Source organism: Hyphomicrobium sp. B1, from assembly GCF_049532635.1.
In the GTDB taxonomy this organism is placed as follows: Bacteria; Pseudomonadota; Alphaproteobacteria; order Rhizobiales; family Hyphomicrobiaceae; genus Hyphomicrobium_B.
The window spans coordinates 3639235-3655512 of record NZ_CP134871.1 but is presented as its reverse complement, the minus strand read 5'-3'; the positions used below and the strand labels follow the sequence as shown (position 1 = coordinate 3655512).

Here is a 16278-nt window from a genome sequence, read left to right as displayed (position 1 = left end):
TACCAGCCTCGGCGCGTTGGATCGGCCCGCGGAGTCCGCGGACACGGCGCCTGTATTGCCCTAGGTCACCGGGAGAGACAAGCCCTTAAGTTGGGGCCAATCGCCGTTCAGGTGCGTTTCCGCTCGATCAGCGCGTCGGCAAAAAGGGTCGTGACCACAAAATCGGCAGTGGTGCCGGGATTGAGGCCCTCATGTTTCAATTTTGCGTCGAATTCCTGAAGTGCCGGTAGCGATTTCGCAGTTGCAGCAGGTGACCACTGCGGCCTTAAAACGCGTGCTTCGTTTTGCACCTTCGCGGCAATTGCGGCACCGAATTTGCGTGCAATATGCGTATCGGGAAATTCCGCAAGCAGCGCCATATGCAACGTCGTTACTGCTAAAGTCGCATCGCAACCAGATACCGCCTTGGCTTCGCGATATACCGGCAAGGCAAAATCGAAAACATCTGCGTACACGCTTACATAGGCGTTTGCGATGCGGTCGCGGTCTGCTGCGAGCTGCATGGCGCCGAGCAACGTTAAATGCTGCGGTTGCGAATGGACATCGCCCTGTTCGACCTTGCCCATGCCGGCCGGATTGGCGACGCGAATGGCGGCGAATGCGTCTTCGGCGTCCTGCTCATCGAGCGACATTAGAATCATGCCAAGGCGACGGCGCAGGCCGATATCGAAGGTCGTCTCGCTCGCGGCTTTCGCGAGAGGCGCGCAAAGCAGCACGATGCCGAGGTTGGTATTGAGGCCCGTTGCGGCGACGCTTGCTTCCGTGGCGAGAAGGATGCGTTTGCCGACGCTCAATTGTGGGTCTGCGATCGGCCCGGCCGCAGCGTTTGCGGCCTGTTCGAAATGCAAAACCTCCATGCCGTGACCGGCGGAGTAGCGATGAACGTTGCCCGGCTTCAGCGCTTCGAGTTCAGCGTTGCACGCGTATAAAAACGCGGCGCTGATTTCGGCAGCGGTTCGGGCGGCTTTCATGAGACTGCTGCGACGGCAGGCACGTGCAACGCCGCGCGATGCGCAACGACTGTTTTCAGAAAATCCTCAGCGATGGCCCAGGCGATATTAACGTCAGCGACGCCTTGAAGGCCGCGCCATGCCGGATTTGAATTTACTTCGAGGACCTGCAATTCGCCCGATGCCGAGCGAATAAGATCTATTCCGGCGTAGTCCGCATCGACTGCGCGCATGGCGGCCATCGAGATGCGAGCCATCTCGTCGTCAGGCAGGTGGACCCGCGCCTTGCCGCCCTGATGGATATTCGTGACCCACGTCGTGCCCCGGCGCGTCATGGCGGCGACGACGCGATGGCGCGTCGCAAGCACGCGCCAGTCTTCGTAGAAGCCATCCTTCGGCGGGACGTAATCCTGCATGTAGTACATCTGATCGACTGTCTCGGGGGGCGGCAATTCGCTTTGCTGCGCAATCATGCCGATGCCTTTGCCCTGACTGCCGAACAGCGGTTTCAGGACAAGCGGACGGTCGAGGCCCTCGGTATATTCGAGGGCATGGGGAAGCGTTTCGCAAACGCGCGTGCGTGGCGTCGGAATGCCGTTCTTGTGCAGAAGAAACGTCGTTTGCGATTTGTCGACACAACGCTCGATCGCGCGCGCGTCGTTCCAGACGCGAACGCCGCTTTCGCGCAGCGCATGCAGAAGGCCTAAGCGAAATGTGATCTGCTCAAGCGTTCCGGCTGAAATCGAGCGAACGAACACGCCGTCAGGCAAGCGGCCCTGAAAACCCGGAATGTCGATGCCGCTTTCAAGGCCAGTATCGAATGCGCAGTGGGGAAGCGATGAAACGGTGACGCGCGCGCCCATTGCTTCGAGCGAACGGACGATGCGGCGCGCATGCCATTCGCCTCGCCCCTCTTCGATCAGAAGGGCGAGGTGAAGTCCATCCCCTAGGCCTGGCAGAGTGTCAGGCTGTTTCTCAGCGGAAGCTCGCATCGACGACTCCCGGCGCCAGTTCGCCAGCACGGAAGGTATTGCCTGTTTCGACATTCGACACCATCACCTGCGCGGGTGAGAACAGCATCGGGTCGATCTTGTAGAAGTCGCCTTTGACGTCGGCGAAGATTTCAGCGAACGGCTTGCCGTACGCTTCGCTGTTGCTCGCGGGCAGGCTTTCGGCGAGACGCTTCGCGTCGCTGTCCGGGCCTTTCACAAAGAGATGAATGCGGCCGCCATAGATGATGGCGTCGTTCGTGCGACCCATGGCCTTGACGAAATCGGGGATTGGCGGCGCGATCGGTGTGGTGCCCATGCCGTCGAGTATGTTCTCAAGCGGGAAATGCAGAGCGTGGGCCTTATGGATCGCGACTTCGAGAACGCGCGAGGCGATCTGGACGATGCCTGCGAAGCTCCACGTCGTTGCGTAGATGATCGTCAGTCGCGTCGGGTTGATGCCGCAGTTCTCGGAGATCTTTTTGATCGCAGCCGCGGGCGGTGCCTTGTCGCCCTCGATGACGAGCGTCGTCTCAGGATTGCGGTCGGCGTAGCCCAGTTCCTTGAAAAGTTCTTCGACGCGCGAGACGGCGCGGGCAGGACCGGAGCCGAGCGCGAAGAAGCCGCTCGCCTCATCCGAGATCGACCAGCCGGCATATTGGCTGCCCAGGCAGGCGATAACCGGATCATTCGACGTCACGACGACGCCGAGGGGCCAGTTCGCAAGCCCGGACGATTGCGTGATCGCCACCTGACCCAGGCCGCCCATGCAGACTTCGCCGAGGCGACGGCCGGCTTCGAGACCGCCGACGACTTTGGCGCCCATATCGATCAGGCGTTCGCCTTCGCTGCCCGTGCTCACGTCGATGCGAAGGGCATCGGCGTCATTCACGATGCTCTCTACGAGCTTGGCGGCGCGTGCCGAGACGCTGGGCTGCTTAACCATCTTTGAAACTCCCGTCAGGTCAGGATTTTGCGTGTCCGTATATCAGGTCTTCGAGTTCCGCCAAGCGCTCGCGGGCGAGGGCTTCTGCCGCATCGGCGGTTGGGGCCTCGGCAAACGCCGTCGCGAGAGGGGCGCCGAGGGGAACAAAAGTGCCGGGTGTGCCACGGTCAGTGCTCCAGGCGGGCCACGGCATGTCACCAAGCGTTGTCTCTCCGCGGTCAGCGTGGAGGATCGCTATGGCTTTGGCAGGGGAAGAAAGGCCTTGTTGCGACGATACCGGCTTGCCCGTGCAGGCGGCGATATGTCTTGCGAACAAAGAGCCGAAGCGATCGTCGAGAACGTCAAGTGATGCGCCGGGCCGCGGGTTCACTTCCAACAGGTAAGGCACGCCTTGTGCGGCGATGAAATCGAACGATACGAGGCCGCGCAATTGCAGTTTTTCAGAAAGTTCGCGGGCATAGCGGATCATCCGGGACGATAACGAATCATCGATGGCGGGCGCGGAGACGCAGCCGCCGAAGCGATAGGGGTGTGCAGGTGATGGAGATATCCATTGCCGGCTCACAGCGAATGTCGATGAGGCTGCGCCGTCCCCCGCGCACAATGCGCCGACGGAATAGCGCGTGCCGGTCAGTCGCTTCTGAAAGTAACGGCGCGGTTTTGCGTGTGGGGTACCTGAGCAATCGCGAATATGTCGGCCGCCGCTGCCGCCGATGCGCTTCGAGATCCAGCCCGATGCGTCCCCCGGCGGTGTGCTTTGCGTCTCGGGGTGCGGGATTGCGAGGTCGTTGAGAAGTGCGAAGAATTTTTTCGGATCTTTGCAGGTTGCGAGCGTTTGCGCATCGCAGCCAAGCAGGCGAAAGCGCGATGCAAGGGCATCGACAAGCCGCGGCTTATCTTCAAGGCCCGAGCCAAGCACGAGGCCAATCGGCGCTGCGGGCGCCGATTGAGAAAGCTCGTTTAAAGCCGCAATGAGTGGCTTCGTGCGGAAGCCCGTCTCCATCGCGCCATCGATAACGCGAAGACCTTCTGCGGCATCGCGGGTATCGAGATCGCCGAAAGCGTCGACGACGAACGGCCTAAATCCAGCGCGCCGGGCGGACTGCGCGAGGCTCCGCCCGGAAAATGCTGCGATCAGGACAACGTCGCCGGTCAATCTCAAGCCAACCCGACGAGCTTCTTCGACAGCTCGTAAGCGTGACGGAAGTCGAGAGACAGCGGCACGTCGGAATCGATCATCTGCTTGAACAGGCCCGATTCACATTTGTACTTGATGTCGCCGATGGCGAGCGGGCCGACGCCGAGCGTTTCGGTATCGAGCAGCTTCTCGCCATTCATGAACAGCTCCATGCCTTCGACGCCCGGGGGCGGAACGGCGTTAACGTCGGCCATGACCAAAAGATTCTTGGCCTTGTGCATGTTCTCTTTCGAGACGACGCGGACGCCAGCGGCGGCAGCTGCGAAGATCACTTCGGCGTTGGCGATGATCTCGCTCTTCTGCTCTTCTGTTTCGCCGGGAACGGGTTCGAGATCGACACCGAAGCGCTCTTTCGAAATCTTCGCGTTCTTGATGACGCGATCGATACCGCGATGCGCAACGAGCTTTACTTCCGCACCTTCAAGAGCGGAGATGATCGAGGACGCGAAGCCGACAACGCCGGTCGCGCCGAATACGGCAACCTTCGTGCCTTTCCACGTCTTGCCGAACTTTTCCTTCAGCACCTTCTCGACGCAGGCGACCATCGCGGCTGCCGTGGTGAACGAACCGGCCGGGTCGGCGAAGCACGAGCATTCGAAAGGGGGCACCATCGCCTTTTTGGCGGCTTCGAGCATGTCGAGCGCGAGGATGGCGTCCTTACCGCCCATGAAGAAGCCGGTGCGAACGCCGTAGTTCGGCGGACGCGAGAAGATGGCGTCCTGGATCAGGCCCGTGACTTCCGCAAGCTCGACGTTGATGTAGGGAATGATCACCTTGTAGCCGGCGTCGGCTGCCATGTTCACGTCGAAGGGGCTCATATGCTTCTGCGGCGCCAGCATGTGCAGGATTGGGGTTGCGTCGCTCATTTGTTCTAATGCTCCGTTCGTTATGAATTGCGCAGCGTTTCGATGCTGGCGCCGGTGTTGCGGCCATGAATGATAAGGATTTCGAGCCCGTCGCGTTTAGCGTCTTCGCCTAAAGAATGATAGAGGCGTTCTGCCGCTTTCTGGCTATCGACGAAGGCGAATCCGGTCGGCCCCCAGGAGCTTTGGCCGATGCCGGTTGCGCCCATGTCTCGCATCCGCGAAGCGATTTCGCCGACTGCCCGGCTGGTCCACGGGCTGCCCCCTTGTTTCGACGCAAAATGGCCGCCCACGATTTCCTGGATTTCGGTGATGGCCGAGCCAAAGGCCTCGATATCCAATTCTTTCAAGCCGGGAACGAGCTTCATCAGGACGAGGTGGCAAATGTGCGCCGCCTGACGTTCCGGGAAGGGCGGCAGTCCGGCGAATGCAGTCGTTTCGGCTTCACCGGAGACGCCTGAGAAATTCGGATCGAGGATCAGCATCACGCGCCAGTCCTTGGGGAAATCCGTGCGCAGTGTCAGCGGCGGCGGTCGGTCGGTTTTGCCCTTGCCGCCATCAATGATGAAACCGCCGGAAGCAAAGGCTTCGAGACCGATGCCCGAGCGGGCGCCGCGCTCGCCCAAGGAGGCGAGATCGGCGGGGGAAAGATCGCGGCCTTGCAGGCGGGCAATGGCTGCGCCGACGGCAAGCGCGAGCTGCGTGCCGGAGCCCAGGCCGGCGTGTGCCGGGATGGCATTCGCAATATCGACGGCATAAGCGCCCGACTTGCCGTCGTCGGTATATTTGCGCAGCAGCTTGAGGACACGCCGGCTTTCGGGGCCGGTTGCGGCATTCTCCGCCGACGGGGTTATGGTGAGTTCGGTGCTGGGACGATCGATGGCGATGCCGATGCTGCCGTAGCGCCGGCCGATCTCGCCATTCAAGTCGAGGAAGCCTAGATGCAGCCGCGCCGGAGCCGTAACGCGGAGCGCGGCAGAAGTTGCCGGAATAGGCTTCACGTAAACCAGTCCTTTCTTTTGAATTTCCGCCTGTTCAGGCCGTTTGCCATCCTGGCTACGGGGGCGGTAGGATTTCGGAACCGAGTTGTCCGATAATTGGAGGTCGAGGGCAAGATGAGTGCAGAACGCGAAAAACCGATGGCGGAAGCCGATGTCAAGGCATGGCTTGCCGCCAACTTGCCGGCCTGGAAGCTCGAAGACGGGTGGATCCGGCGCACCTACAAGACGGCGAGCTGGAAAGGCACGCTCATGGTCGTTAATACAATCGGCCATCTGGCGGAGGCCGCGTGGCACCACCCGGACATCACCTGTTCGTATGCCTGGGTGGAAGTGCGGCTGATGACGCATTCGGCCAAGGGCATCACGTCGAAAGACCTCGAACTCGCGAAAAAGATCGAAGAGGTCGTGCATTGGCAGCCGGGCAAGGAAGGCAAGGGTCTCGAAGGTACGCCTGAGAGCGATATGCGATTTGCGTACATCAAATACGATTGATCCGCGCATGGGGCCTGAGATGGGAGCCTGAGATGGCGGAGACGAATTGTGCTTCGGCGGCCGTGCAGGGGATGCCGCCGACGCTTGATGCCATCCTGGCGGTCGGCACGAACATGGGAAACCGTGTCGAGAACATCGACGATGCCGTGCGCAGACTGGAAGCCGACGGTTCGATCATCGTCGTCGCGCGCTCGAAGCTTTATCGTACGGCGCCGTGGGGCGTCACGGATCAGGACTGGTTCGTGAACGCCTGCGTCGGCGTACAGACCGCGCTGTCGCCGCATGAGTTGTTGAAGCGCTGTCAGGCGGTCGAAAACGATATGGGCCGTGTGCGTACAAGGCACTGGGGGCCGCGGGTCATCGACGTGGATATTCTGGCGATTCGAGATCGTCAGATCTGCGATCCGGATCTTGTCGTGCCGCATCCGTTCATCGCAGAACGGGCGTTCGTTGTTGTGCCGCTCAAGGACGTCGCGCCTGCGCTCACGATCGGCGGCAAGACGCTCGATGACATGATCGAAGCTCTCGACGCCAGCGATGTGACGCCGCTTCAATAAGCTCTGATAAAAAGAAAGCACCGCGGAGAACCCCTTCCCCGCGGTGCTTTCTGCAGTCGTTACGAAGCGCGAATTACTTCAGCGTCGCGAGATATGCGATCAAGTCGGCGCGCTGCGTTGCATCCTTGACGCCCGGGAAGATCATCTTCGTGCCGGGAACGTCCTTGCTCGGGCCCTGGAGCCACTTGTCGAGCGCAGCTTCATCCCACGTGATGCCCGACTTCTTCAGGGCTTCAGAGTAGTTGTAGCCTTCGACCGAAGCGGCCTTGCGACCGACGATGCCGCCGAGGTGCGGGCCGACGCCGTTCTTGTCGACTTGGTGACAAGCCTTGCATTTCGCGAAGACCTTCTCGCCGGCAGCCGCATCAGCGGCCATGCCAGCGCTCGGTGCAACAGCGATCATTGCGATCGCCAGAATCCACTTGCGCATTTTCGAATTTTCCTTCCCGTTTCGCCTGAGCGATACTTTAGAAACGTTGCAACTCATAGCTCAGTCTCCGGAAATTGGCATTTAATTTCTGAACTTCGCCCGAACAGAATGCCGCACCGACTAGTGAATTAGTCGGATGTCTTTTGCGTCGCAAACACACGTCAAGCGGGCGTTTTCTTACAAATTATTCAGCCGCCGGCGCCTTCACCAGGCTCATGCGCCGATAGACGAATGGCGGCGGCGTTTGCTCGGCGCTTTCTCGTTCGGCGGCGGCCACGAACGCTTCGTGGTAGGGTGAGAGCTTGCACGCCGGATCGGTATTTGCTGCGTCGCCGGTGAAAGCCATGGCCTGGCAGCGACAGCCGCCGAAATCGATTTCTGCGCGCGGACAGCCGCGGCAGGGCTCCTTCATCCAGCTCGTGCCACGATACATCTGGAAGGCTTGGCCGTTGAGCCAGATATCGGCCAAGCGGCGATCCTTAACGTTATCGAAGATAAGTCCCGGGACGGTCTCCGACGCGTGGCAGGGAAGGACGCGCCCTTGCGGTGTGACGTTCATCACGCCGCGACCCCAGCCACCCATGCAGGGCTTAGGTGTTTTGGCGTAATAGTCCGGCACGACGAAGTCGAAGACCATGACGCCCTTCAGGCGCTCTTTCGCAGCTTCGACGATTTCGGCGCTTTTCAGAACTTGGGCGCGAGTGGGCATCAGCGCGGCGCGATTCTTTAATGCCCACGCATAGTATTGAATATTGGCGACCTCGATGCGGCCAGCGCCCATCTCGACGGCGAAGTCGATGATATTCGGCAGGTTCTCGATATTGAGGCGATGGATCGGCGCATTGATGGTGAGAGGCATCTCAAGCTCGCGCACCCACTTGCCGACTTCGCGCTTCTTCGCGAGGCCGTTCTTGTAAGCGGAGATCTTTTCCGCGTTGACATCGTCTACGTCCTGGATCGAGAGCTGAACGTGATCGAGACCCAAATCCTTCAGGCGTGCGAGGCGATCCCGCGTCAGCGTAACGCCCGCGGTGATGAGATTGGTATACAGGCCAGCCTTGGCCGCGACCTCAACGATGTCTTCAAGATCCTTGCGAACTGTCGGCTCGCCGCCGGAGAGATGGATTTGCAGGATACCAAGCTCGGCGGCCTGGCGCATCACGTCCTGCCATTGCTCCGTGGTCAGCTCGCTGTTGACGCGATCAAGCTCAAGCGGATTTGAGCAATAGGGACATTGCAGCGGGCACCGGTGCGTCAGCTCGGCGAGTAGGCCGACAGGGGCTCGCGCGCAAGCCTCGACAACGGGCTTTTCGGAGAATTGCTCCATCGGCGCTATTTCGTTCATGACGTCAGCTCCGTTCTGTCCCGGGTTTCCTCAAGCAGCTTTGATCACGCCCTTGTCCGACAGCTCCTGAAGCATGGCTATCGTGTCGATCAGAATTTCCTGCACAGGCGCGTTGTAGTCTTTGGCAAGATCATTCGCGATCTGCTCGACCGAAGTGACGCCGTCACAGCGCTTCAGGATTTCGATGGCAATCGGGTCCGGTTCGAATACGCGTTCCGGCGCCAGAACATGCCAGCGACCGCGTCCGGGATCGTGTCTCAGCTTAATGTGGGGTGGCAGCGCCGGTTTTGAAGTCGGCGCTATAATCACGCGTGTGCGAGTGGTTTCGCTCATCAATCAAGCCTCTGGCCGGAACGCGCCCGGCGGAATGTGTCCGTCGACATAGGCGTGATAGAGAGCGTCGAGCTGCACCCACAGCACGTTGCATTTGAAGCGCAGAGCTTCGATGCAGGCCTCCTGCTCGTCGCGTGTCTTGGCGTTTTTCAGCACGTATTGCAGCGCGAAATCGGCATCGCGCGGCGCTTGCGTCAGCCGGCGCTTGAAATACGCCATCACCTTATCGTCGATGAAATCGTAGTTTTCGAGCATGCCGACGATCCGTTCTTTATGGATCCTCGGAGCGAAAAGCTCGGTGAGGGACGAGGCCACGGCGATGGTCAGCGGCTGTTCGCGAACGAACGTGACATAGGACTCAACCGCGAAAACCGTAGCGGGAAGCGCGCCACGACGCGAAATGACGTATTCTCGGTCGAGGCCCAAGCCGTCCGTCAACACTAGCCAGCGTTCGATGCCACCTTGCTCATCCGGCAGCAGTCCATCGTGATCGAGGATGCGATGTGTCCACTCTCGGCGGAGTTCGCGGTCGTAAACGCGGCTGACAAGAGCGGCGTCCTTTCGCGGCACTGCTGACTGATAGCAGTAGCGGTTCAGCGCCCAGGCCTGCACTTGGCCCTTATTCAGCTTGCCGCCGTGCAGCATGTGATGAAACGGATGCAAGTCGTGATAGCGCTCGGGGCCGATGGCGCGAAGTGCTGCTTCAAAATCGGATGTCGACATCGGCGGCTCGTTGCCGAGCCGTTCTGCGGTTTTCTTTTCAAGACTAACCGGGTTCATAGGCGGACCTCCATGCCGTCGAAGCCGACTTCCCAACCGGATGCTTCGACGACTTTACGGGCTTCTGAATTTTCGTCCAGGATTGGGTTGGAATTGTTGATGTGGACGTAAATCCGGCGCTTCACGTTGAGCTTGCTCAAGGCGGCGATCGAGCCATCGGAGCCCGACACAGAGATGTGACCCATGCGCTTGCCGGTTTTGTTCAGCAGCCCCTGGGCCAGCATTTCGTCATCGGTAAACAGCGTGCCGTCCAAAAAGATCAGCTCGGCGCCGCGGATTTTTTCCGCCAACGGCGGATCGATCTCGGCGACGCCCGGAATATAAAAGAATGCTTTGCCGGTTTTGGCGTCGGTGATCTTGAGGCCGATCGTGTCGCCATCGCGACTGCCGAAATTGTTGCTGGTGTCGCCCTTCTCGAGAAACAGCGCGATTTTTCCGGGGACCGCGAAAGCTTCGACGACGAGACCGAGATCCTGGCCTGCGCCTTCGAGGCGGGTCGGCTTGTCGAGTTCGAAGGTGATGCGTTTGACCTTATCTGCCGCCAGGACGTCGAAGATCGAATTTGCGGCGAGCGTCGCCAGCACACGGTCGGAGCCGTAGATCGAGAACGGCTGGCCTTCGCGCAGGCTCAAGAGGCCGGTGATGTGATCGACGTCGGCGTTGGTGACGACGACGGCCTTAATGGGTGAAGTTCGCAGCGGACCGGAGCGCGCCGGCTGAAGCTCGGGCGTTTCGTTGATCTGCTGACGAATATCCGGGGAGGCATTGAGCAACACCCAGTTTGCGCCGTCAGAACTGACAGCGAGAGAGGATTGCAGCCTTGCCTTATATCCCGCTTCTCCGGCGCGCACTCGCGATGAGTGATAGCCGTTGCAATTCCATTGCGGGAATCCGCCCCCAGCGGCGGATCCAAGCACTTTTATAAGCATCGCTGATTTTTGATTTACGCCGACGGGTCGCCGAAGCCGGCAGCGCTCTCTGTCCTTTTTCGAGAGCTATAAGGCTGCGGCGGCCGATTCGCCAAAAATCGACCGCCGCGCCGGTATCTCACAAGATTTGCGAGACCGAAGACTTCATCTGATTAGATGAGGTCGATTTCTGCCGGAAGGTAGCTCGTGACTTCGAGACCAACTTCCTGCTCGCGAACTTCGGGCTTCGTCCAAGTCTTCATGGTGTTTCCTCCAAGCGGTGAACTGCTTTCCCTACTCAGCAGACCCCGCCGAGGGTCCACTCGATTGGTGCAGGCACTTATGTTTGTGCCGGCCCAATCTGCGGATCGGCCTTTCAAAGTCAAGGCTCGAACCGCTACCAACCGCAAAAGATCACGTTTCGAGACTTCTTTTCAAATCAATGCCCTTCACGTCTGCGTGTGGGTCTGATCCAGGACGTTCTGTGAGCATGTGCGAGAGGATGATCGCCGGCTCGGAAATGCGTCCGGAGCGGATGAGGCGGCCTGGCACCTCCCGTAGAAGCTTCACGATTTCGGCGCAGGCGCATCCAAATCGGGTGGAATGTCTAGCGCGTTAGAATATTATTCTTATATTTGGGGTGGAATGCCGCAGGTATGTAGAAAATTGTTCCAAAATGACGTATGCAAACGAGCGTCGGGCTGGTGCCAGTTATTGGATGGTCCGTTAGCCATTGATGGCTAAATGATCGATCAAAGTGATTGGTTCGATCACAAAGATGGGGCTTTCGCTGAGATCAAAGGCGCGTTAGGCCCGCATCTTGATGTCCGGGCTGAAGGATTTCGGGCTGAAGGCCCTGATTAAGGAGAGCTTTTTGTGACCGCCACCCCTCTGCTTCCGCGTAACGCGCCGTTTCTGCCGGAAGAGATCGAGATGCTGAACAAAGTAGTTGCGCGGACAACTCCGCAGCAGCGCTCTTGGCTTGCCGGTTTCTTCGCAGGTTTTGAGGCGGCTCAGGGTGGCAGCGTAGGGCAGGCAGTTCCCGCCGCAAGGCCGCGGGCGCCGCTGACTATTCTTTATGCCAGCGAGAGCGGCAACGCCGAAGCACTGGCGAACAAGGCCAAGAAGGCCGCCCAGAAGCACGGTCTCGATGCCAAGGTTTTCGATATGGCCGACGCCGACATGGCGCTGCTGGCCAAGGCGAAGAACATCGTCGTTTTTGCTGCAACCTGGGGCGAAGGCGATCCACCGTCGCGCGTGGTCGACTTTTATCAGACCCTAATGAGCGACGCGGCGCCACGCATCGACGGCGTGCGGTTCGCGGTTCTGGCGCTGGGCGATACGGCCTATGCGCAGTTCTGTGCGGTCGGTCGGGCCATCGATGCCCGTCTTGAAGAACTCGGTGGCGTACGGTCGTTCGATCGGGTCGATCTCGATCTCGATTACGTGAAGCAGGCGGCAGACTGGACGGAAAACGCGCTCGCGAAACTCGCGCCGAAGGAAGAGGCGGCGAGCGGCACGGTCGTCCATGTCGATTTCGGGGCGGCTGCTCAGTTTGCCGATGATGATGAGCCGAAATATACGGCCGAGCATCCGCTCGAAGCAGAGATTTCCGCTCTTGTAAACTTGAACGGCACGGGCTCGACGCGCGAGACGTGGCACGCCGAGTTCGCATTCGACGATCCGGCGTTCACCTACCAGCCTGGCGACGCGATCGGCATGTACCCGGAGAACGATCCCGCGCTCGTTGACGACGTGCTGCAGGCGGTTGGTCTCGGTTCAGACGCGGCGCTGCTTTTGAAGCTGCAGAAATCCTATGACGTCACGACGCTGTCGCGCTCGTTCGTCGAGAACTTCGCCAAGCTGACGGGACGCGCTGACGCGAAGGCGCTGCTTGAAGGCGAGGCCTATCCGAAGTTCGCTTCAGATCGGCAGCTCATCGACTTCTTCCAGGCTTATCCGGAAAAGCTGACGGCTGAGCAATTGACGAGCTTGCTGCGGCCATTGCCGGGGCGGCTTTATTCGGTGGCGTCGAGCCTGAAAGCGCATCCGGGTGAAGCGCATCTGCTCGTCGGTGCGGTGCGCTGGGAATCCCACGGCCGTGTTCGCAAGGGCGTTTCGTCGACGTTCCTCGGTGAGCGGCGAAAAGTCGGACAGACGGCGCGTCTCTACGTCAAGTCGAACCGGCATTATCGTCTGCCGCCCGATGGGCATACGCCGATCATCATGATTGGTGCAGGCACGGGCGTTGCACCTTATCGCGCCTTTGTCGAAGAGCGCGTTGCGGACGGTGCAAAGGGCAAGAGCTGGCTGTTCTTCGGCGAACGCAACTTCACCAACGATTTCCTGTATCAGCTCGAATGGCAGGACTATCTGGCGTCGGGCGATCTCACGCGGATCGACGTGGCCTTCTCGCGTGACCAGCCGGAGAAGATTTACGTGCAGCATCGCCTGTGGGAGCGTCGCGACGATCTCCGCGCGTGGCTCGAAGAGGGTGGTCACATCTATGTCTGCGGCGACGAGAAGGGCATGGCGAAGGACGTCGATCAGATGCTCGTCAAGATTCTCGCCGAGCCGCTGAAGGGTGACGAAGAAGCCGGCCGCGCCAAGCTCAAGGAGCTGACGAAGGCTGGGCGCTATCAGCGCGACGTGTATTAAGAATTGAATGTCCCTCTCCCCCATCACAGGGGTGATCTCGGAGAGGGGGAATGCCGGGAACAGTCGAAATGACCGATAAACGCTCGAAGAACGAGTTCATCAAAGAGAAGAGCCATCAGCTGCGCGGGACTCTGGCTGAAGGATTGCGGCAGGTCGAGACCGGCGCGATCGCCGAGGACGATCAGCAGCTCATCAAGTTCCACGGTTCGTATATTCAAGACGACCGTGATGTGCGCGGCGAGCGATCCAAGAAGAAGCTCGAGAAGGCCTACGCCTTCATGATCCGACTGCGCATTCCCGGCGGCTTCCTTGGTGCCAAGCAGTGGATCGGCCTCGACAACATCGCGAGCACCTATGCCAACGGTTCGATGCGGCTGACGACGCGCGAGACGTTTCAGTTTCACGGCGTCATCAAGTCGAACCTTAAGCGGACGATGCAGGGGTTTCACGACATCTGCCTCGATACGCTCGCAGCCTGCGGCGACGTCAACCGCAACGTCATGACGGCGGCGAATCCTGATCTGTCGAAGGCGCATCGGCAGGCTTATGATCTCGGCAAAGCGATCAGCGAGCATCTTTTGCCGAAGACCGGCGCCTATCACGAGATCTGGCTCGACGGCGAGAAGGTCGAAGATAAATCGGGTCCGGCGAAAGAGGATGTCGAGCCGATCTACGGCGTCCATTATCTGCCGCGCAAATTCAAAGTCGTCGTGGCGGTGCCGCCCGACAACGACGTCGATATTTACGCGCACGATCTGGGTTACATCGCTATCGTCGAAAAGGGCGAGCTTGTCGGCTGGAATGTGACGGTCGGTGGCGGCATGGGCATGACGCACGGCGATCCGAATACGTTTCCGCGCACCGCCGATCTGCTTGGTTTCTGCACACCGGAGCAGGCCGTTACGCTCGCCGAAAAGATCGTGACCGTGCAGCGCGATTGGGGCAACCGCGAGAACCGGGCGCGGGCGCGTTTGAAATACACGATCGAGGATCGCGGGCTCGACAACTTCCGCGAGGAAGTGGAAAAGCGGGCAGGGTTCAAACTTGGCAAGCCGAAGCCATTCAAGTTTGCGAGCACGGGCGACAAGATCGGTTGGCGGCAAACGATCGACGGCAAGAAGAGCGCCGATAAGCCCTGGCATCTGACGCTGTTCGTCGAGAACGGCCGCATCAAGGATCGGCCAGGTTTTACGCTGAGAACGGCGCTGCGCGAGATCGCCGATCTCGGTATTTGTGATTTCGTCTGCACGGCGAACCAGAACGTCATCCTCGCCAATGTGCCGGGAAAATCGAAGGCGAAGATCGAAGGCATTCTGACGTCGCATGGCGTTGAACTCGGTGTCTCTTCGGGGCTGCGCCGCAACGCAATGGCGTGTGTGGCGTTGCCGACATGCGGTCTTGCTCTGGCGGAGAGCGAGCGGTTCCTGCCCGATCTCGTAACCGCGCTTGAGGAGAGCCTCGATCGCGCGGGTCTGAAAGACGACGATATCGTCATCCGCATGACGGGGTGCCCGAATGGCTGTGCGCGGCCGTATCTGGCCGAAATCGGGTTGGTCGGGCGTAATCCAGGGCTTTACAACCTCTATCTCGGTGCGGCCTTCAACGGTTCGCGGCTGTCGAAGCTTTACGCGCAGGACGTCGACAAGCAGCGGATCGTGTCACTGCTTGAGCCGATCTTCATCAATTACGCAAAGACGCGGAATGACGGCGAGCGCTTTGGCGATTTCGCGATCCGGTCGGGCTATGTGAAAGAGACGACGGCAGGCAATCAGTTCCACGCGGACGTGAAGCTGGTTTGAACTCTTTTCTTGCGCTTGGCGACACGCGTTCCGCGCGCCGGCCGCCAAGCGCAAAAAATCGCTTCGATCTGTCTCGTGCCGACGAAGATCGGCACTCCGGCAAGTCTCAATATGACGAAGGTTGGGATTGGACTGGGTCCCAGCCTGCGCCGGGATGACGTTGTTGGTATGTGCGCTATAATTTGTGTGCGAGCTGATAGGCGGCGAAGCACAGGATCAGCGCAAGGAACACGCGCAGCAGCCAATCGGGCAGCAGGCCTGTGAGACGCGAGCCTATGGCGATGCCGGGGATCGAGCCAACGAGCAGTAGGCCCAGCAGCGCAAAGCTGGCGTTTCCGATTGACAGGTGGCCGAGGCCCGATATCAGCGTCAGCGGCACGGCATGGACGATATCGGTCCCGATCAGACGGCGAGTTCTGAGCGTCGGATAAAGCAGCGTCAGGACCACGACGCCGATCGCGCCTGCTCCGACCGACGTCAGAGTTACAATCGAGCCCAACGTCAGCCCAAGAAGAAGCGTCGGCAAGTAGCGGATTTTGAATTCGGGGGGCTCGCCGACCTGTGCGCGACCGCGGACGACAAGCGGATAAATCAGAATGGCGACGGAACTGATGATCAGGGCCGCGATCAGCGCTTCCTTGATGAACAGGCCGAGAGCCGTGGTGTCGGGATCAAGGAGATGCAGTAGCACCAGCATCGCGAGCGAGCCTGGAACGCTTCCGGCTGCAAGCCATCCGACAAGGCGCCAGTTGACGTTGCCGAAGTTATGATGCGGCCACGCGGCCGAGGCTTTCGTGATGGATGCGAAAAGAAGGTCCGTTCCAACGGCGAGCGTTGGCGGCACGCCGATCTGCGTGATGAGAAATGGTGTCATCAGCGAGCCGGCGCCAACGCCTGTCAGGCCGACAAGAAATCCGACGACGAAGCCGCCAGCGACGACCATGGGCCAGAGAGTGCTGAGATCGAATTCCGGCATGGGATTCCGCAGGGAACGTGACAGTCAGACCTACGCGAGATCGCCGCCGTCTG

At 59.9% G+C, this 16278-nt stretch carries 17 protein-coding genes; 4 read left to right on the top strand and 13 right to left on the bottom strand.

The genetic code is table 11. The annotated features are described in order from the left end of the window. Window positions 1-107 precede the first annotated feature (107 nt). The 6 genes from RLW55_RS17420 to RLW55_RS17395 are packed head-to-tail and all read right to left on the bottom strand — an operon-like array spanning window position 108 to window position 5947. A complete protein-coding gene (locus RLW55_RS17420; RefSeq protein ID WP_423414912.1) occupies window positions 108-971 on the bottom strand; it encodes a triphosphoribosyl-dephospho-CoA synthase in 864 nt (287 codons plus the stop codon). Beyond that, window positions 968-1942 carry an ATP-grasp domain-containing protein gene (locus RLW55_RS17415; protein WP_423414911.1) on the bottom strand — a complete coding sequence of 325 codons (975 nt, stop codon included), beginning with the start codon at window positions 1940-1942 and terminating at the stop codon, window positions 968-970. Before RLW55_RS17415 ends, RLW55_RS17420 begins: the two co-directional genes overlap by 4 nt. Beyond that, entirely contained in the window at window positions 1926-2885 is a 960-nt protein-coding gene (mch, locus tag RLW55_RS17410; RefSeq protein WP_013947264.1) for a methenyltetrahydromethanopterin cyclohydrolase, read from the bottom strand. Before mch ends, RLW55_RS17415 begins: the two co-directional genes overlap by 17 nt. Before the next feature lie 19 nt (window positions 2886-2904). Further along, on the bottom strand, window positions 2905-4041 hold the full coding sequence (locus RLW55_RS17405; protein ID WP_423414910.1) for an ATP-grasp domain-containing protein: 1137 nt from the start codon (window positions 4039-4041) through the stop codon (window positions 2905-2907). A 2-nt stretch (window positions 4042-4043) separates the two neighbouring features. Further along, entirely contained in the window at window positions 4044-4949 is a 906-nt protein-coding gene (locus tag RLW55_RS17400; protein ID WP_013947266.1) for an NAD(P)-dependent methylenetetrahydromethanopterin dehydrogenase, read from the bottom strand. A 20-nt stretch (window positions 4950-4969) separates the two neighbouring features. Beyond that, the gene (locus RLW55_RS17395; RefSeq protein WP_423414909.1) at window positions 4970-5947 is read right to left on the bottom strand and encodes a beta-ribofuranosylaminobenzene 5'-phosphate synthase family protein; all 978 of its coding nucleotides are present in this window, start codon (window positions 5945-5947) and stop codon (window positions 4970-4972) included. A gap of 114 nt (window positions 5948-6061) precedes the next feature. Between RLW55_RS17395 and RLW55_RS17390 the strand changes: the two genes are divergently transcribed. Then, a complete protein-coding gene (locus RLW55_RS17390) occupies window positions 6062-6439 on the top strand; it encodes a 4a-hydroxytetrahydrobiopterin dehydratase (protein ID WP_013947268.1) in 378 nt (125 codons plus the stop codon). Between the two features lie 32 nt (window positions 6440-6471). After that, window positions 6472-6996 carry a 2-amino-4-hydroxy-6-hydroxymethyldihydropteridine diphosphokinase gene (gene folK / locus RLW55_RS17385; protein WP_423414908.1) on the top strand — a complete coding sequence of 175 codons (525 nt, stop codon included), beginning with the start codon at window positions 6472-6474 and terminating at the stop codon, window positions 6994-6996. Window positions 6997-7069: 73 nt separating this feature from the next. On the opposite strand, the gene RLW55_RS17380 is transcribed toward folK, so the two are convergent. The 6 genes from RLW55_RS17380 to pqqA form a co-directional block, all read right to left on the bottom strand. Beyond that, window positions 7070-7426 carry a c-type cytochrome gene (locus tag RLW55_RS17380; protein WP_409563055.1) on the bottom strand — a complete coding sequence of 119 codons (357 nt, stop codon included), beginning with the start codon at window positions 7424-7426 and terminating at the stop codon, window positions 7070-7072. 184 nt (window positions 7427-7610) lie between these two features. Next, window positions 7611-8771 carry a pyrroloquinoline quinone biosynthesis protein PqqE gene (gene pqqE, locus RLW55_RS17375; RefSeq protein WP_423414907.1) on the bottom strand — a complete coding sequence of 387 codons (1161 nt, stop codon included), beginning with the start codon at window positions 8769-8771 and terminating at the stop codon, window positions 7611-7613. Window positions 8772-8801: 30 nt separating this feature from the next. Further along, entirely contained in the window at window positions 8802-9104 is a 303-nt protein-coding gene (pqqD, locus tag RLW55_RS17370) for a pyrroloquinoline quinone biosynthesis peptide chaperone PqqD (RefSeq protein ID WP_409563056.1), read from the bottom strand. A gap of 3 nt (window positions 9105-9107) precedes the next feature. Beyond that, on the bottom strand, window positions 9108-9884 hold the full coding sequence (gene pqqC, locus RLW55_RS17365; RefSeq protein WP_414462346.1) for a pyrroloquinoline-quinone synthase PqqC: 777 nt from the start codon (window positions 9882-9884) through the stop codon (window positions 9108-9110). Further along, complete coding sequence (gene pqqB / locus RLW55_RS17360) at window positions 9881-10813, bottom strand: pyrroloquinoline quinone biosynthesis protein PqqB (protein ID WP_409563058.1); 933 nt, start codon at window positions 10811-10813, stop codon at window positions 9881-9883. The genes pqqC and pqqB overlap by 4 nt, the downstream gene beginning before the upstream one ends. A 152-nt stretch (window positions 10814-10965) precedes the next feature. Then, window positions 10966-11055: a pyrroloquinoline quinone precursor peptide PqqA gene (gene pqqA / locus RLW55_RS17355; protein WP_013947273.1), complete on the bottom strand. Its 90-nt coding sequence runs from the start codon at window positions 11053-11055 to the stop codon at window positions 10966-10968. Window positions 11056-11668: 613 nt separating this feature from the next. Between pqqA and RLW55_RS17350 the strand changes: the two genes are divergently transcribed. Together RLW55_RS17350 and RLW55_RS17345 are read left to right on the top strand one after the other, a co-directional pair. Beyond that, complete coding sequence (locus RLW55_RS17350; RefSeq protein ID WP_423414906.1) at window positions 11669-13450, top strand: diflavin oxidoreductase; 1782 nt, start codon at window positions 11669-11671, stop codon at window positions 13448-13450. A 68-nt stretch (window positions 13451-13518) separates the two neighbouring features. Continuing rightward, the gene (locus RLW55_RS17345) at window positions 13519-15249 is read left to right on the top strand and encodes an NADPH-dependent assimilatory sulfite reductase hemoprotein subunit (RefSeq protein WP_423414905.1); all 1731 of its coding nucleotides are present in this window, start codon (window positions 13519-13521) and stop codon (window positions 15247-15249) included. 175 nt (window positions 15250-15424) lie between these two features. Here RLW55_RS17345 and RLW55_RS17340 read toward each other — a convergent pair whose 3' ends face one another. Further along, the gene (locus RLW55_RS17340; protein ID WP_409563061.1) at window positions 15425-16225 is read right to left on the bottom strand and encodes a sulfite exporter TauE/SafE family protein; all 801 of its coding nucleotides are present in this window, start codon (window positions 16223-16225) and stop codon (window positions 15425-15427) included. Window positions 16226-16278 lie beyond the last annotated feature (53 nt).

Coding starts and splice junctions, on each gene's coding strand:
- mch (WP_013947264.1), bottom strand. CDS start 2,885: ATGGTTAAGCAGCCCAGCGTCTCGGCACGCGCCGCCAAGCTCGTAGAG.
- RLW55_RS17345 (WP_423414905.1), top strand. CDS start 13,519: ATGACCGATAAACGCTCGAAGAACGAGTTCATCAAAGAGAAGAGCCAT.
- pqqC (WP_414462346.1), bottom strand. CDS start 9,884: ATGAACCCGGTTAGTCTTGAAAAGAAAACCGCAGAACGGCTCGGCAAC.
- pqqE (WP_423414907.1), bottom strand. CDS start 8,771: ATGAACGAAATAGCGCCGATGGAGCAATTCTCCGAAAAGCCCGTTGTC.
- pqqA (WP_013947273.1), bottom strand. CDS start 11,055: ATGAAGACTTGGACGAAGCCCGAAGTTCGCGAGCAGGAAGTTGGTCTC.
- RLW55_RS17400 (WP_013947266.1), bottom strand. CDS start 4,949: ATGAGCGACGCAACCCCAATCCTGCACATGCTGGCGCCGCAGAAGCAT.
- RLW55_RS17380 (WP_409563055.1), bottom strand. CDS start 7,426: ATGCGCAAGTGGATTCTGGCGATCGCAATGATCGCTGTTGCACCGAGC.
- RLW55_RS17390 (WP_013947268.1), top strand. CDS start 6,062: ATGAGTGCAGAACGCGAAAAACCGATGGCGGAAGCCGATGTCAAGGCA.
- folK (WP_423414908.1), top strand. CDS start 6,472: ATGGCGGAGACGAATTGTGCTTCGGCGGCCGTGCAGGGGATGCCGCCG.
- pqqB (WP_409563058.1), bottom strand. CDS start 10,813: ATGCTTATAAAAGTGCTTGGATCCGCCGCTGGGGGCGGATTCCCGCAA.
- RLW55_RS17415 (WP_423414911.1), bottom strand. CDS start 1,942: ATGCGAGCTTCCGCTGAGAAACAGCCTGACACTCTGCCAGGCCTAGGG.
- RLW55_RS17340 (WP_409563061.1), bottom strand. CDS start 16,225: ATGCCGGAATTCGATCTCAGCACTCTCTGGCCCATGGTCGTCGCTGGC.
- pqqD (WP_409563056.1), bottom strand. CDS start 9,104: ATGAGCGAAACCACTCGCACACGCGTGATTATAGCGCCGACTTCAAAA.
- RLW55_RS17420 (WP_423414912.1), bottom strand. CDS start 971: ATGAAAGCCGCCCGAACCGCTGCCGAAATCAGCGCCGCGTTTTTATAC.